This window comes from Escherichia sp. E14V7, from assembly GCF_004212225.1.
Taxonomy (GTDB): Bacteria; Pseudomonadota; Gammaproteobacteria; order Enterobacterales; family Enterobacteriaceae; genus Escherichia.
In genome coordinates, this window is sequence record NZ_RHJJ01000005.1 from 109,590 (window position 1) to 124,716 (window position 15,127).

The window sequence follows — 15,127 nt, forward strand, 5'->3', positions numbered from 1 at the left end:
AGGCGCAACTGTGCCGCTATACTTATCCAGGGCGGCACAACGCTATAAGCGACTTGCGCCTGAGAATGGCATTTGCGTCGTCGTGTGCGGCACAAAGAACAAAGAAGAGGTTTTGACCCATGACAGATAAACGCAAAGATGGCTCAGGCAAACTGTTATACTGCTCTTTTTGCGGCAAAAGCCAGCATGAAGTGCGCAAGCTGATTGCCGGACCATCCGTGTATATCTGCGACGAATGTGTTGATTTATGTAACGACATCATTCGCGAAGAGATTAAAGAAGTTGCACCGCATCGTGAACGCAGTGCGCTACCGACGCCGCATGAAATTCGCAACCATCTGGACGATTACGTAATCGGTCAGGAACAGGCGAAAAAAGTGCTGGCGGTCGCGGTATACAACCACTACAAACGTCTGCGCAATGGCGATACCAGCAATGGCGTCGAGTTGGGCAAAAGTAACATTCTACTGATCGGTCCGACCGGTTCCGGTAAAACGCTGCTGGCTGAAACGCTGGCACGCCTGCTGGATGTTCCGTTCACTATGGCCGATGCGACTACACTGACCGAAGCCGGTTATGTGGGCGAAGACGTTGAAAACATCATTCAGAAGCTGTTGCAGAAGTGCGACTACGACGTACAGAAAGCGCAGCGCGGTATTGTCTACATCGATGAAATTGACAAGATTTCACGTAAGTCTGACAACCCGTCTATTACCCGTGACGTTTCCGGTGAAGGCGTACAGCAGGCACTGTTGAAACTGATCGAAGGTACAGTTGCTGCCGTTCCACCGCAGGGCGGGCGTAAGCATCCGCAGCAGGAGTTCTTGCAGGTAGACACCTCTAAGATCCTGTTTATCTGTGGTGGTGCGTTTGCTGGTCTGGATAAAGTGATTTCCCATCGTGTAGAAACCGGCTCCGGCATTGGTTTTGGCGCGACGGTAAAAGCGAAGTCCGACAAAGCAAGTGAAGGCGAACTGCTGGCACAGGTAGAACCGGAAGATCTGATCAAATTTGGTCTGATCCCTGAGTTCATCGGTCGTCTGCCAGTTGTAGCAACGCTGAATGAACTGAGCGAAGAAGCCCTGATTCAGATCCTTAAAGAGCCGAAAAACGCCCTGACCAAGCAATATCAGGCGTTGTTTAATCTTGAGGGCGTTGATCTGGAGTTCCGTGACGAGGCGCTGGATGCTATCGCTAAGAAAGCGATGGCGCGTAAAACCGGTGCACGTGGTCTGCGCTCCATCGTAGAAGCCGCACTGCTCGATACCATGTACGATCTGCCGTCCATGGAAGATGTCGAAAAAGTGGTTATCGACGAATCGGTAATTGATGGCCAGAGCAAACCGCTGCTGATTTATGGTAAGCCGGAAGCGCAACAGGCATCTGGTGAATAATTAACCATTCGCATACAGCCAGTTAACCAAAAAGGGGGGATTTTATCTCCCCTTTCATTTTTCCTCTATTCTCGACGTTGAATGTGGGGGAAACATCCCCATATACTGACGTACATGTTAATAGATGGCGTGAAGCACAGTCGTGTCATCTGATTACCTGGCGGAAATTAAACTAAGAGAGAGCTCTATGAATCCTGAGCGTTCTGAACGCATTGAAATCCCCGTATTGCCGCTGCGCGATGTGGTGGTTTATCCGCACATGGTCATCCCCTTATTTGTCGGGCGGGAAAAATCTATCCGTTGTCTGGAAGCGGCGATGGACCATGATAAAAAAATTATGCTGGTCGCGCAGAAAGAAGCTTCAACGGATGAGCCGGGTGTAAACGATCTTTTCACCGTCGGGACCGTGGCCTCTATATTGCAGATGCTGAAGCTGCCTGACGGCACCGTCAAAGTGCTGGTCGAGGGGTTACAGCGCGCGCGTATTTCTGCGCTCTCTGACAATGGCGAACACTTTTCTGCGAAGGCGGAGTATCTGGAATCGCCGACCATTGAGGAGCGGGAACAGGAAGTGCTGGTGCGTACTGCAATCAGCCAGTTCGAAGGCTACATCAAGCTGAATAAGAAAATCCCACCAGAAGTGCTGACGTCGCTTAACAGCATCGACGATCCTGCGCGTCTGGCAGATACCATTGCCGCGCATATGCCGCTGAAACTGGCTGACAAACAGTCTGTTCTTGAGATGTCCGACGTTAACGAGCGTCTGGAATATCTGATGGCGATGATGGAATCGGAAATCGATCTGCTGCAGGTTGAGAAACGTATTCGTAACCGCGTGAAAAAGCAGATGGAGAAATCCCAGCGTGAGTACTATCTGAACGAGCAGATGAAAGCCATTCAGAAAGAACTCGGCGAAATGGATGACGCGCCGGACGAAAATGAAGCCCTGAAGCGCAAAATCGACGCGGCGAAAATGCCGAAAGAGGCAAAAGAAAAAGCGGAAGCAGAACTGCAGAAGCTGAAAATGATGTCTCCGATGTCGGCAGAAGCAACCGTGGTGCGTGGTTATATCGACTGGATGGTGCAGGTGCCGTGGAATGCGCGTAGCAAGGTCAAAAAAGACCTGCGTCAGGCGCAAGAAATCCTCGATACCGATCATTATGGTCTGGAGCGCGTGAAAGATCGTATCCTTGAGTACCTCGCGGTTCAAAGCCGTGTAAACAAAATCAAGGGGCCGATCCTCTGCCTGGTAGGGCCGCCGGGGGTAGGTAAAACGTCCCTGGGTCAGTCCATAGCCAAAGCCACAGGACGTAAATATGTCCGTATGGCACTGGGCGGCGTGCGTGATGAAGCGGAAATCCGTGGTCACCGCCGTACTTACATCGGTTCTATGCCGGGTAAATTGATCCAGAAAATGGCGAAAGTGGGCGTGAAAAACCCGCTGTTCCTGCTCGATGAGATCGACAAAATGTCTTCTGACATGCGTGGCGATCCGGCTTCTGCACTGCTTGAAGTGTTGGATCCAGAGCAGAACGTGGCGTTCAGCGACCATTACCTGGAAGTGGATTACGACCTGAGTGACGTGATGTTTGTCGCGACGTCGAACTCCATGAACATTCCGGCACCGCTGCTGGATCGTATGGAAGTGATTCGCCTCTCCGGTTATACCGAAGATGAAAAATTGAACATCGCCAAACGTCACTTGCTGCCGAAGCAGATTGAACGTAATGCGCTGAAAAAAGGTGAGCTGACCGTCGACGATAGCGCCATTATCGGCATTATTCGTTACTACACCCGTGAGGCAGGCGTGCGTGGTCTGGAGCGTGAAATCTCCAAACTGTGCCGTAAAGCGGTTAAGCAGTTACTTCTCGATAAGTCATTAAAACATATCGAAATTAACGGCGATAACCTGCATGACTACCTCGGCGTACAACGTTTCGACTATGGTCGCGCGGATAACGAAAACCGCGTCGGTCAGGTAACGGGTCTGGCGTGGACAGAAGTCGGCGGCGACTTGCTGACCATCGAAACTGCATGTGTACCAGGCAAAGGTAAACTCACTTATACCGGTTCGCTGGGCGAAGTGATGCAAGAGTCCATTCAGGCGGCGTTAACGGTGGTTCGTGCGCGTGCGGAAAAACTGGGGATCAATCCAGATTTTTACGAAAAACGCGACATCCACGTGCACGTACCGGAAGGTGCGACGCCGAAAGATGGTCCGAGCGCTGGTATTGCCATGTGCACTGCGCTGGTTTCTTGCCTGACCGGTAACCCGGTTCGCGCCGATGTGGCGATGACGGGCGAGATAACCTTGCGTGGCCAAGTGTTACCAATCGGCGGTTTGAAAGAAAAACTGCTGGCGGCGCATCGTGGTGGAATTAAAACTGTGTTAATTCCGCACGAAAATAAACGCGATCTGGAAGAGATTCCAGACAATGTTATTGCCGATCTGGACATTCATCCGGTGAAACGTATTGAGGAAGTTCTGACTCTCGCGTTGCAAAATGAGCCGTCTGGCATGCAGGTTGTAACCGCAAAATAGTGACCTCGCGCAAAATGCACTAATAAAAAAAGGGCTGGCAGGTAAATTCGGACTTGCCAGCCTTTTTTTGTCTCGTTAAGTTAGAGGGCGGATTAGGCTTGCCCTTATTAAGGGGTGTTGTAAGGGGATGGCTGGCCTGATATAACTGCTGCGCGTTCGCACCTTGAAGGATTCAAGTGCGAGATAAATTATAAAGAGGAAGAGAAGAGTGAATAAATCTCAATTGATTGACAAGATTGCTGCAGGGGCTGATATCTCTAAAGCTGCGGCTGGCCGTGCGTTAGATGCTATTATTGCTTCCGTAACTGAATCCCTGAAAGAAGGGGATGATGTAGCACTGGTAGGTTTTGGTACTTTTGCCGTTAAAGAGCGTGCTGCCCGTACTGGTCGCAACCCGCAGACCGGTAAAGAGATCACCATCGCTGCAGCTAAAGTACCGAGCTTCCGTGCAGGTAAAGCACTGAAAGACGCGGTAAACTAAGTGTTGTCCCCATTGGGGATGTGACGAAGTTCAAGGGCGCATCTACTGATGTGCCTTTTTTATTTGTATTCCGTGACTTTCTGCGCATTGTGGGCTGACAATTGCCCCCGTTTCTTGTCACAATAGGCCTTTGCGCGCAGCGATAAGTTGCGTGAGGTATACAGTCATCTACAGCGGAGTGTTGTTACACCATGATGGACAGCTTACGCACGGCTGCAAACAGTCTCGTGCTCAAGATTATTTTCGGTATCATTATCGTGTCGTTCATATTGACCGGCGTGAGTGGTTACCTGATTGGCGGAGGCAATAACTACGCCGCAAAAGTGAATGACCAGGAAATCAGCCGTGGGCAGTTCGAGAACGCCTTCAACAGCGAGCGTAATCGCATGCAGCAACAGCTGGGCGATCAATACTCCGAGTTGGCGGCGAACGAAGGCTATATGAAAACCCTGCGTCAACAGGTGCTGAATCGTCTTATCGACGAGGCTCTACTGGATCAGTACGCTCGCGAACTGAAACTGGGTATCAGCGATGAGCAGGTCAAGCAGGCGATTTTCGCGACCCCGGCTTTCCAGGTGGACGGCAAGTTCGATAACAGCCGCTACAACGATATCCTCAACCGAATGGGAATGAGTGCCGATCAGTACGCGCAGGCGCTGCGTAACCAGCTCACCACCCAACAGCTGATTAATGGCGTTGCCGGCACCGACTTTATGCTGAAAGGTGAAACTGACGAACTGGCCGCGCTGGTCGCTCAACAACGTGTAGTGCGTGAAGCGACTATCGACGTTAATGCGCTGGCGGCTAAGCAAGCTGTGACCGAAGCAGAAATCGCCAGCTACTACGAGCAAAACAAAAACAATTTCATGACTCCGGAACAGTTCCGCGTGAGCTACATCAAGCTGGATGCTGCCACGATGCAGCAATCGGTTAGCGATGCGGATATCCAGAGCTACTACGATCAGCATCAGGATCAATTCACCCAGCCGCAGCGCACGCGCTACAGCATCATCCAGACCAAAACTGAAGATGAAGCGAAAGCCGTACTTGATGCGCTGAACAAAGGCGGTGATTTTGCCGCGTTAGCAAAAGAAAAATCTGCCGATATTATCTCTGCCCGTAACGGCGGTGATATGGGTTGGTTAGAAGACGCCACCACTCCGGACGAGCTGAAAAATGCCGGTCTGAAAGAAAAAGGTCAGCTTTCTGGCGTGATCAAATCCTCGGTAGGTTTCCTGATCGTCCGTCTGGATGACATTCAGCCAGCAAAAGTGAAGTCGTTAGACGAAGTGCGTGACGACATCGCAGCGAAAGTGAAACACGAAAAAGCGCTGGATGCATACTACGCGCTGCAACAGAAAATAAGCGATGCAGCAAGCAACGACACTGAATCTCTGGCAGGTGCAGAGCAGGCAGTGGGCGTTAAAGCTACTCAGACTGGCTGGTTCAGCAAAGATAAGCTGCCGGAAGAGTTAAACTTCAAGCCGGTTGCGGACGCTATCTTTAACGGCGGTCTGATTGGTGAAAACGGCGCACCGGGCATCAACTCTGACATCATCACCGTAGATGGCGATCGTGCATTCGTTCTGCGTATCAGTGAGCATAAACCGGAAGCGGTTAAACCGCTGGCAGATGTTCAGGAACAGGTTAAAGCAATGGTTCAGCACAACAAAGCTGAACAGCAAGCGAAAATCGATGCTGAAAAACTGCTGGTTGATCTGAAAGCGGGCAAAGGTGCGGAAGCTATGCAGGCTGCCGGTGTGAAATTTGGTGAGCCGAAAACCTTAAGCCGTTCTGGTCGTGACCCGATTAGCCTGGCGGCATTTGCACTGCCTCTGCCAGCGAAAGACAAACCGAGCTACGGTATGGCGACCGATATGCAGGGCAATGTCGTTCTGCTGGCGCTGGACGAAGTGAAACAAGGTTCAATGCCGGAAGAGCAGAAAAAAGCGATGGTGCAGGGCATTACCCAAAACAACGCACAAATCGTCTTTGAAGCTCTGATGAGTAACCTGCGCAAAGAGGCGAAAATCAAAATTGGCGATGCGCTGGAACAGCAATAATCCTGAAGCCGCCTCGCAAAAAAATGCTTTGCAGCTGTAACAAGAAAAGGTCGCTTTCGCGGCCTTTTCCATTTCTGAACATTGCCATTTGTTTACTGTTTTCACTGCCGTTAAGGTGATTCCACTGTTAACAAACAAGGAGAAAACAGTATGAAACACGGAATCAAAGCACTGCTCATTACCCTGTCCCTGGCCTGTGCCGGAATGTCTCACTGTGCGCTGGCGGCAACTCCTGCAGCGAAACCGGCGGCGGTCGAAACCAAAGCGGAAGCCCCTGCGGCACAAAGCAAAGCGGCAGTACCGGCGAAAGCCAGTGATGAAGAAGGCACCAGAGTCAGCATTAATAATGCCAGCGCGGAAGAGCTAGCCCGCGCGATGAATGGCGTTGGCCTGAAGAAAGCGCAGGCGATTGTCAGTTATCGCGAAGAGTATGGCCCATTTAAAACGGTGGAGGATCTGAAGCAGGTGCCGGGGATGGGTAATTCGCTGGTGGAACGTAATCTGGCGGTATTAACCCTGTAATTAATTTGCATAGTGGCAATTTTTTGCCAGACTGAAGAGGTCATACCAGTTGTGACCTCTGTACTTATAACAACAACGTAAGGTTATTGCGCTATGCAAACACAAATCAAAGTTCGTGGATATCATCTCGACGTCTACCAGCACGTAAACAACGCCCGCTACCTTGAGTTTCTCGAAGAAGCCCGCTGGGATGGATTGGAAAACAGCGACAGTTTTCAATGGATGACCGCCCATAACATCGCTTTCGTGGTGGTGAATATCAATATCAACTATCGCCGCCCGGCGGTATTAAGTGACTTGTTAACCATTACGAGCCAGTTACAGCAATTAAACGGTAAAAGCGGCATCTTAAGCCAGGTCATCACTCTGGAGCCGGAAGGGCAGGTGGTCGCGGATGCGCTTATCACGTTTGTCTGTATCGATCTTAAAACGCAGAAGGCTTTAGCTCTGGAAGGGGAGCTGCGCGAAAAGTTGGAGCAGATGGTTAAGTAAACGTTTTGTTGTGCCGGATGCGGCTTGAGCATCCGGCAACACCCGGAATAATTACTTCAACCCGGTCTTTTGCTTCATCGCCGCCATCACCGCTGGTTTATCGGACAGATAATGATTCAACCCATTACTGCGCAGATTACACGCCGCACATTGACCGCAACCGTCGCCTTTAATGCCGTTATAGCAGGTCAGTGTTTCGTTACGCACTAAATCCAGCTTGCCGTAATAATCCGCCAGCGCCCAGGTTTCCGCTTTATCAATCCACATCAGCGGCGTTTCAAAACGAATCTCTTTCGCCATGCCCAAACTGACGGCATGGTTTAGTGCTTTCACAAACTCATCGCGGCAATCCGGGTAGCCGGAGAAATCTGTTTCGCAGACTCCGGTAATCACCGCTTCGGCTTTCACCTGATATGCGTAAATCGCCGCGAGCGTCAGGAACAAAATATTACGCCCTGGAACAAACGTATTCGGAATGCCATCGGCTTCAGGTTCATAATCTGGCACGGGAATGCTGTCACGCGTCAGACTGCTGACTGCCAGCTCGTTAAGCAGGGTGACATCCAGCACCTTATGCGCGCGTGCGCCCAGTTTCAGCGCCAGATCGCGCGCAACGTCGATCTCTGCGCGATGGCGCTGACCGTAATCAAACGTCACGCAATGGACTTCATCATATTGTTGCAATGCCTGCACCAGACAGGTTGTAGAGTCCTGGCCCCCACTGAATACAACGACAGCACGTTTCATAAATCATCCTGCTAAATCGATAAAACGTTATGGTAACGCCTGCGGTTAACCCGGGCCAGCTCTTCATTGCGACGGTGCGGGTAGCCAGGCCTCGGTAAATTCAAACCAGCCGCGCGGTGTCAGTCGCACACCGTTCACGCCTGGCGGCGCACTAATGCGATAGTGATAGTTGAATAGCGGCGTCAGCGTCGCATCTGCCATTAACTGGCTAAACACTGTTTTCAGGGCATTAAATCGGCTTTCTTCGTCAGGCATTATTTGCACGGCATCCAGTGTCGATTGTAGATGTGCGTATGTACTGGCAGTAAAAACATGTGGCCACAGCGGATCGCAGCGCAGCCACTGTTCAAGGGTATATTCCGGCGCTTCGCCAATTAATCTGTCGCCCATCATGAGGTCTGCTTGCGCCAGTGGCGTGGCTCCATCCCAGTTTTTCGCGTTATGAAAAATAATCTTTAGCTCGCAATCTTCTGCTGCCAGCGTCGTTCGTAACTGTTCTGCCATCACATGAAGTTCCACCGGCAGGTGATAAACCAGCGTCAGCGTTTCAGGTAGTTTGACTTCCTCCGGTACCTTCCATTGCGGAATAGTCCAGCCAGGCAGCAATGCATGACTGGCGGTGATCAGGTTTTCTCCGACTTCTAACGTTTGTAGTAAACCGGATTGATGAATAATGGTGATCACTTTTCGTGCCTGCCAGAGAGTCAGTCGGGGGCTTTTGCGCAACGTTAAATAGCAAAAACCTAAACTGATGCCGCTACTGACCTGACTGACCCGTGGCAATTCCTCTGGTTTGCCGATCGTGATTTGGACGGGATGCCGACAACTCGTACCCAAATCTTTTTCAAAAAGCGGCGGGGTTATCCAGTACTCAACCGCTTTTAGTAGCGGATGACGTAAATGGTAATAATCATGGCTTTCGAGGCGCACCAGTTCCGGTGTGAATTGTGTTAAGCGGAAAGGTCCGGTTCCTACCAGTGGTAATTGCGGATGCGCCAGATGGCAGCAATAGCTCGCCAGTCGGTGTGCCAGCCAGTAATCGGGACGATTTAAAAAGAAGGTCAGACACTGCGTGTGGGTGACTTCAATACGCTTCACGCTAATAAATAACTGCCTCAGGGCAGGCAACTGTAGCAGCATCAGCAAGCGTTGATGTAGCTGTGTTGCTTTTACTGCATCACCGTTATGCCAGTGTAGGGTTGAGCGAAGATAAAAATCCCAGCGTAACCCGTCAGCAGACGTTTCCCAGTGATGCGCTAAATCGCCAATTGGGCGCTGGGAGTTATTGTCGAAACGGCTCAGGCCGGAAAAAATTTGCCCGGCGAGATGCTGTTCGGCACGTCCGGCTAAAAAACCCGGTTGCAGTGGTTCGAGCGGGCGATAATAAGGAATACGCAATGTCGGGGTATCGTTTTGCCATTGCCCGCCCATAAACGGTTGTAACATGGTACGCAGTTCGCCAGGCGCCAGCTGCGCGAGTTCCAGCACATCCTGTTGTTTTCCACTTTCCAGCGCCTGTTCCATCATCGTATTGCGCAAGGATTCCGGCGTCACCAGAAAGCGCAGTTGCCCGCGTTTTCCGCGCCCGGATTGCGCCTGCCACTCCAGCCATCCCGCCTCCTGCGCCTGACGTAACAATGTGCGTACATGGCGTTCGCTGCAAAAGCAACGTTCTGCCAGTTCGCTGACGGTAACGGATTGTGGTGCTCCGGCGGAAGGCTGCCACAAACGTTGATACTGGTTAAGACGATTAAGCAGTCGCATATAAACCCGGAACAATATTTTTTATCTATTCACTATTACTTCCGTATATATCAAGTGATACTCAATCACCATTAACCGTGTCACAGAGTGGAGAAAGAAATGGCTCGTCTGGCAGCATTTGATATGGACGGCACTTTATTGATGCCTGACCATCATTTAGGTGAGAAAACTCTCTCTACTCTGGCGCGCCTGCGTGAACGCGATATTACCCTTACATTTGCTACGGGGCGTCATGCGTTGGAGATGCAGCATATTCTCGGGGCGCTATCGCTGGATGCGTATTTAATTACCGGCAACGGCACGCGTGTGCACTCTCTGGAAGGCGAACTTTTACATCGTGATGATTTACCTGCGGATGTGGCGGAGCTGGTGCTGTATCAGCAATGGGATACCCGAGCCAGCATGCATATCTTCAATGACGATGGTTGGTTTACCGGGAAAGAGATCCCTGCGCTGTTGCAGGCATTTGTCTATAGCGGTTTTCGTTATCAGATAATCGATGTCAAAAAAATGCCACTCGGCAGTGTCACCAAGATCTGTTTCTGTGGCGATCACGACGATCTTGTACGCTTGCAGATCCAACTACACGAAGCTTTAGGTGAGCATGCACATTTGTGTTTTTCCGCGACTGATTGCCTGGAAGTGCTGCCGGTGGGCTGCAATAAAGGCGCTGCGTTGACTATGCTGACCCAACATTTAGGTTTTTCGCTGCGTGACTGTATGGCCTTTGGTGACGCGATGAATGATCGCGAAATGTTAGGCAGCGTCGGTAAGGGCTTCATTATGGGTAATGCGATGCCGCAATTGCGCGCGGAACTCCCTCATTTACCGGTGATTGGACACTGCCGTAATCAGGCTGTCTCTCACTTTTTGACGCACTGGCTGGATAATCCACATCTACCTTATTCCCCCGAATAACGAGATCCCTTCCAGCACCGGGCAACTGCCCGGTTTTTTTTGCCCCGAATTTGTCATTTTGTGCATTCTCTGTGAAATCGCACGGAATAAATTGTCGCTATTTGGCCTTTAAAATAGAATCAAAAGAGAAAATAATTCTCTGTGGATTGGCTATGTTAGATAAAATTGACCGTAAGCTGCTGGCCTTATTACAGCAGGATTGCACCCTTTCTTTGCACGCACTGGCAGAAGCCGTTAATCTGACAACCACGCCTTGCTGGAAGCGTCTGAAACGGTTGGAAGATGACGGTATTCTTATCGGCAAAGTCGCGTTGCTGGATCCGGAAAAAATTGGCCTGGGTCTGACGGCTTTTGTGCTGATTAAAACGCAACATCACAGCAGTGAATGGTATTGTCGCTTTGTTACGGTCGTCACGGAAATGCCGGAAGTTCTCGGTTTCTGGCGCATGGCCGGTGAATACGATTATCTGATGCGGGTTCAGGTTGCTGATATGAAGCGCTACGATGAGTTTTATAAGCGTCTGGTTAACAGTGTGCCAGGGCTTTCGGACGTCACTTCCAGCTTCGCGATGGAACAGATTAAGTACACTACCTCGTTACCTATCGAATAATTATCCAGGATCAGGTCAGGACATAACGCGTGCGATTATTTGCTCAACTAAGCTGGTATTTCCGCCGGGAATGGCGCCGCTATCTCGGGGCTGTCGCCTTGCTTGTCATTATTGCAATTCTGCAACTGATCCCGCCAAAAGTCGTTGGTATTGTTGTCGATGGCGTGACAGAAAAACACTTTACTACCGGGCAGATCCTGATGTGGATCGCCACCATGGTGTTGATTGCAGTCGTGGTTTATCTCCTGCGCTACGTCTGGCGCGTACTGCTGTTCGGCGCGTCTTATCAACTGGCTGTTGAACTGCGTGAAGATTATTACCGCCAGCTAAGCCGCCAGCATCCAGAGTTTTATCTGCGTCATCGCACGGGCGACCTTATGGCCCGTGCGACAAATGACGTCGATCGTGTGGTATTTGCCGCCGGTGAAGGGGTGCTAACGCTGGTGGATTCGCTGGTGATGGGTTGCGCAGTGCTGATAATGATGTCAACGCAGATTAGCTGGCAGTTAACTTTAATAGCGCTGTTGCCGATGCCAGTGATGGCAATCATGATTAAACGCAACGGCGACGCCTTGCATGAACGCTTTAAGCTGGCACAAGCCGCCTTTTCCAGCCTTAACGATCGTACCCAGGAGAGTCTGACCAGTATTCGTATGATTAAATCCTTTGGTCTGGAGGATCGCCAGTCTGCACTGTTCGCCGCAGATGCCGAAGATACCGGTAAGAAAAACATGCGAGTAGCGCGCATCGATGCTCGTTTCGATCCGACCATTTATATCGCGATTGGCATGGCGAATTTACTGGCGATTGGCGGTGGTAGTTGGATGGTCGTGCAGGGCAGCTTAACGTTGGGCCAGCTCACCAGTTTTATGATGTACCTTGGTTTGATGATTTGGCCGATGCTGGCGCTGGCGTGGATGTTTAACATTGTGGAGCGCGGCAGCGCGGCGTATAGCCGAATTCGTACCATGCTGGCCGAAGCGCCAGTCGTTATTGATGGTAAAGATAAGGTGCCAGAAGGTCGTGGTGAACTGGATGTGAATATTCGCCAGTTTACCTATCCTCAAACTCATCACCCTGCGCTCGAGAACATCAGTTTTGCGCTGAAACCGGGTCAGATGCTGGGAATTTGTGGGCCGACCGGCTCCGGCAAAAGTACTGTGCTGTCATTAATTCAACGTCATTTTGATGTCACCGAGGGTGATATCCGTTTTCATGATATTCCTTTGACGCAGTTGCAACTCGACAGCTGGCGTAGCCGCCTGGCGGTAGTTAGCCAGACACCGTTCCTTTTTTCTGACACGGTTGCTAATAACATCGCGCTGGGTTGCCCAAATGCCACCCAGCAAGAAATTGAACATGTAGCGCGGTTAGCCAGCGTGCATGACGATATTTTGCGTCTGCCGCAAGGTTACGACACAGAAGTGGGCGAGCGCGGCGTGATGCTTTCCGGTGGGCAAAAACAGCGAATCTCCATTGCCAGGGCATTGCTGGTGAATGCGGAAATCCTCATTCTTGACGATGCTCTATCGGCGGTAGATGGTCGCACGGAATACCAGATTCTCCATAACCTGCGCCAGTGGGGGCAGGGGAGAACGGTGATTATCAGCGCCCATCGCCTTTCTGCCCTGACCGAAGCGAGTGAAATTATTGTGATGCAGCATGGGCATATTGCCCAGCGCGGCGATCATGATGTGCTGGCGCAGCAAAGCGGCTGGTATCGCGATATGTATCGCTATCAACAACTGGAAGCGGCGCTCAACGATGCTCCGGAAAATCATGAGGAGGCCGTTGATGCGTAGTTTTAGCCAACTCTGGCCGACTCTGAAGCGCCTGTTAGCTTACGGTTCACCGTGGCGTAAACCGCTGGGTATCGCAGTGTTGATGATGTGGGTGGCAGCGGCGGCAGAAGTGAGCTGCCCGCTGCTCGTCAGTTACTTTATCGACAATATGGTGGCGAAAAATAATCTACCGCTGAAAATGGTTGTCGGGCTGGCAGCGGCATATGTCGTACTGCAACTGTTTGCCGCCGGGCTACATTACGCGCAGTCGCTGTTGTTTAACCGTGCGGCAGTAGGCGTTGTACAACAGTTGCGTACCGACGTGATGGATGCTGCGTTACGCCAGCCATTAAGCGAGTTTGATACCCAACCCGTCGGGCAGGTTATTTCCCGCGTCACTAATGACACTGAAGTGATCCGCGATCTCTACGTTACCGTAGTGGCAACTGTCCTGCGTAGCGCCGCCCTGGTAGGGGCGATGCTGATAGCGATGTTCAGTCTCGACTGGCGAATGGCGCTGGTAGCGATAATGATATTCCCGGTTGTGTTGGTGGTGATGGTGATATACCAGCGTTACAGCACGCCGATTGTCCGTCGTGTGCGCGCCTATCTGGCGGATATCAACGACGGCTTTAACGAAGTTATTAACGGCATGAGCGTCATCCAGCAGTTCCGCCAGCAGGCGCGATTTGGCGAACGTATGGGCGAAGCCAGCCGTTCACACTATATGGCGCGAATGCAAACGCTACGGCTGGACGGCTTTTTACTGCGTCCCCTGCTGAGTCTGTTTTCATCGCTCATTCTTTGTGGCTTGTTGATGCTGTTTGGCTTCTCCGCCAGCGGCACCATTGAAGTGGGCGTGTTGTATGCGTTTATCAGCTATCTTGGGCGACTTAACGAACCCTTAATCGAACTGACCACGCAACAGGCGATGCTGCAACAGGCTGTTGTTGCTGGCGAACGTGTGTTTGAGCTGATGGACGGTCCGCGGCAGCAATATGGCAATGATGATCGCCCGTTACAGAGCGGCACCATTGAAGTTGATAACGTGTCATTTGCTTATCGCGATGACAATCTGGTGCTGAAAAATATTAATCTTGCCGTTCCTTCGCGCAGCTTTGTGGCGTTGGTGGGGCATACCGGTAGCGGAAAAAGTACCCTGGCAAGTTTGCTGATGGGCTATTACCCACTAACAGAAGGTGAGATTCGCCTTGATGGACGTCCGTTAAGTTCGCTCAGTCATAGCGCGCTGCGTCAGGGCGTGGCGATGGTGCAGCAAGATCCGGTGGTGCTGGCGGATACTTTCCTTGCCAATGTGACGCTGGGACGTGATATCTCCGAAGAGCGCGTCTGGCAGGCGCTGGAAACGGTACAACTGGCGGAACTCGCGCGTAGCATGAGCGACGGTATTAATACGCCGCTGGGCGAGCAGGGGAATAATCTCTCAGTCGGGCAAAAGCAACTGCTGGCACTGGCACGCGTGCTGGTGGAGACGCCGCAAATCCTGATCCTTGATGAGGCAACCGCCAGCATTGACTCCGGTACTGAACAGGCGATTCAACATGCTCTGGCGGCGGTGCGTGAACATACTACGCTGGTGGTGATTGCTCACCGCTTATCGACCATTGTTGATGCTGATACCATTCTGGTGCTTCATCGTGGTCAGGCTGTGGAACAGGGTACTCACCAGCAACTGCTGGCCGCCCAGGGGCGCTACTGGCAGATGTATCAACTGCAACTTGCGGGCGAAGAGCTGGCAGCCAGCGTGCGTGAAGATGAATCTCTGAGCGCCTGATTAGCGCAAAATTTCAT

The 15,127-nt window shown here is 51.4% G+C and carries 12 protein-coding genes; 10 read left to right on the forward strand and 2 right to left on the reverse strand.

Annotated features, from left to right (window positions below; all coding sequences use genetic code 11):
* Positions 1 to 119: 119 nt before the first annotated feature.
* The 6 genes from clpX (at position 120) to fadM (ending at position 7,494) form a co-directional block, all read left to right on the forward strand.
* Complete coding sequence (clpX, locus tag D9741_RS06410) at positions 120 to 1,394, forward strand: ATP-dependent protease ATP-binding subunit ClpX (protein WP_000130305.1); 1,275 nt, start codon at positions 120 to 122, stop codon at positions 1,392 to 1,394.
* 187 nt (positions 1,395 to 1,581) lie between these two features.
* Positions 1,582 to 3,936 carry an endopeptidase La gene (gene lon, locus D9741_RS06415; RefSeq protein WP_130215455.1) on the forward strand — a complete coding sequence of 785 codons (2,355 nt, stop codon included), beginning with the start codon at positions 1,582 to 1,584 and terminating at the stop codon, positions 3,934 to 3,936.
* 190 nt (positions 3,937 to 4,126) lie between these two features.
* Positions 4,127 to 4,417: a nucleoid-associated protein HU-beta gene (gene hupB, locus D9741_RS06420; protein ID WP_254892905.1), complete on the forward strand. Its 291-nt coding sequence runs from the start codon at positions 4,127 to 4,129 to the stop codon at positions 4,415 to 4,417.
* A 191-nt stretch (positions 4,418 to 4,608) separates the two neighbouring features.
* Positions 4,609 to 6,480 carry a peptidylprolyl isomerase gene (ppiD, locus tag D9741_RS06425; protein ID WP_130215457.1) on the forward strand — a complete coding sequence of 624 codons (1,872 nt, stop codon included), beginning with the start codon at positions 4,609 to 4,611 and terminating at the stop codon, positions 6,478 to 6,480.
* 150 nt (positions 6,481 to 6,630) lie between these two features.
* Positions 6,631 to 7,002 (forward strand): helix-hairpin-helix domain-containing protein, encoded by a 372-nt coding sequence (locus D9741_RS06430; protein ID WP_130215459.1) that lies wholly within the window; start codon positions 6,631 to 6,633, stop codon positions 7,000 to 7,002.
* A 93-nt stretch (positions 7,003 to 7,095) separates the two neighbouring features.
* Complete coding sequence (gene fadM / locus D9741_RS06435; RefSeq protein WP_001194534.1) at positions 7,096 to 7,494, forward strand: long-chain acyl-CoA thioesterase FadM; 399 nt, start codon at positions 7,096 to 7,098, stop codon at positions 7,492 to 7,494.
* A gap of 51 nt (positions 7,495 to 7,545) precedes the next feature.
* Here the strand turns inward: fadM and queC are convergent, their stop codons facing one another.
* Together queC and D9741_RS06445 are read right to left on the reverse strand one after the other, a co-directional pair.
* Positions 7,546 to 8,241: a 7-cyano-7-deazaguanine synthase QueC gene (gene queC, locus D9741_RS06440; protein WP_130206272.1), complete on the reverse strand. Its 696-nt coding sequence runs from the start codon at positions 8,239 to 8,241 to the stop codon at positions 7,546 to 7,548.
* Positions 8,242 to 8,304: 63 nt separating this feature from the next.
* Positions 8,305 to 10,005, reverse strand: coding sequence for an SgrR family transcriptional regulator (locus tag D9741_RS06445; protein ID WP_130215461.1), 1,701 nt, complete (start codon positions 10,003 to 10,005; stop codon positions 8,305 to 8,307).
* A gap of 99 nt (positions 10,006 to 10,104) precedes the next feature.
* Here D9741_RS06445 and cof point away from each other — a divergent pair, with 99 nt between their 5' ends.
* The 4 genes from cof (at position 10,105) to D9741_RS06465 (ending at position 15,110) form a co-directional block, all read left to right on the forward strand.
* Positions 10,105 to 10,923, forward strand: coding sequence for an HMP-PP phosphatase (cof, locus tag D9741_RS06450; RefSeq protein ID WP_130215463.1), 819 nt, complete (start codon positions 10,105 to 10,107; stop codon positions 10,921 to 10,923).
* 152 nt (positions 10,924 to 11,075) lie between these two features.
* The gene (gene decR / locus D9741_RS06455; protein WP_130215465.1) at positions 11,076 to 11,534 is read left to right on the forward strand and encodes a DNA-binding transcriptional regulator DecR; all 459 of its coding nucleotides are present in this window, start codon (positions 11,076 to 11,078) and stop codon (positions 11,532 to 11,534) included.
* A gap of 29 nt (positions 11,535 to 11,563) precedes the next feature.
* Positions 11,564 to 13,336, forward strand: coding sequence for a SmdA family multidrug ABC transporter permease/ATP-binding protein (locus D9741_RS06460; protein WP_130215467.1), 1,773 nt, complete (start codon positions 11,564 to 11,566; stop codon positions 13,334 to 13,336).
* Complete coding sequence (locus D9741_RS06465; RefSeq protein WP_130215469.1) at positions 13,329 to 15,110, forward strand: SmdB family multidrug efflux ABC transporter permease/ATP-binding protein; 1,782 nt, start codon at positions 13,329 to 13,331, stop codon at positions 15,108 to 15,110. The genes D9741_RS06460 and D9741_RS06465 overlap by 8 nt, the downstream gene beginning before the upstream one ends.
* Positions 15,111 to 15,127: the final 17 nt, after the last annotated feature.

Coding starts and splice junctions, on each gene's coding strand:
- clpX (WP_000130305.1), top strand. CDS start 120: ATGACAGATAAACGCAAAGATGGCTCAGGCAAACTGTTATACTGCTCT.
- lon (WP_130215455.1), top strand. CDS start 1,582: ATGAATCCTGAGCGTTCTGAACGCATTGAAATCCCCGTATTGCCGCTG.
- ppiD (WP_130215457.1), top strand. CDS start 4,609: ATGATGGACAGCTTACGCACGGCTGCAAACAGTCTCGTGCTCAAGATT.
- D9741_RS06430 (WP_130215459.1), top strand. CDS start 6,631: ATGAAACACGGAATCAAAGCACTGCTCATTACCCTGTCCCTGGCCTGT.
- fadM (WP_001194534.1), top strand. CDS start 7,096: ATGCAAACACAAATCAAAGTTCGTGGATATCATCTCGACGTCTACCAG.
- queC (WP_130206272.1), bottom strand. CDS start 8,241: ATGAAACGTGCTGTCGTTGTATTCAGTGGGGGCCAGGACTCTACAACC.
- D9741_RS06445 (WP_130215461.1), bottom strand. CDS start 10,005: ATGCGACTGCTTAATCGTCTTAACCAGTATCAACGTTTGTGGCAGCCT.
- cof (WP_130215463.1), top strand. CDS start 10,105: ATGGCTCGTCTGGCAGCATTTGATATGGACGGCACTTTATTGATGCCT.
- decR (WP_130215465.1), top strand. CDS start 11,076: ATGTTAGATAAAATTGACCGTAAGCTGCTGGCCTTATTACAGCAGGAT.
- D9741_RS06465 (WP_130215469.1), top strand. CDS start 13,329: ATGCGTAGTTTTAGCCAACTCTGGCCGACTCTGAAGCGCCTGTTAGCT.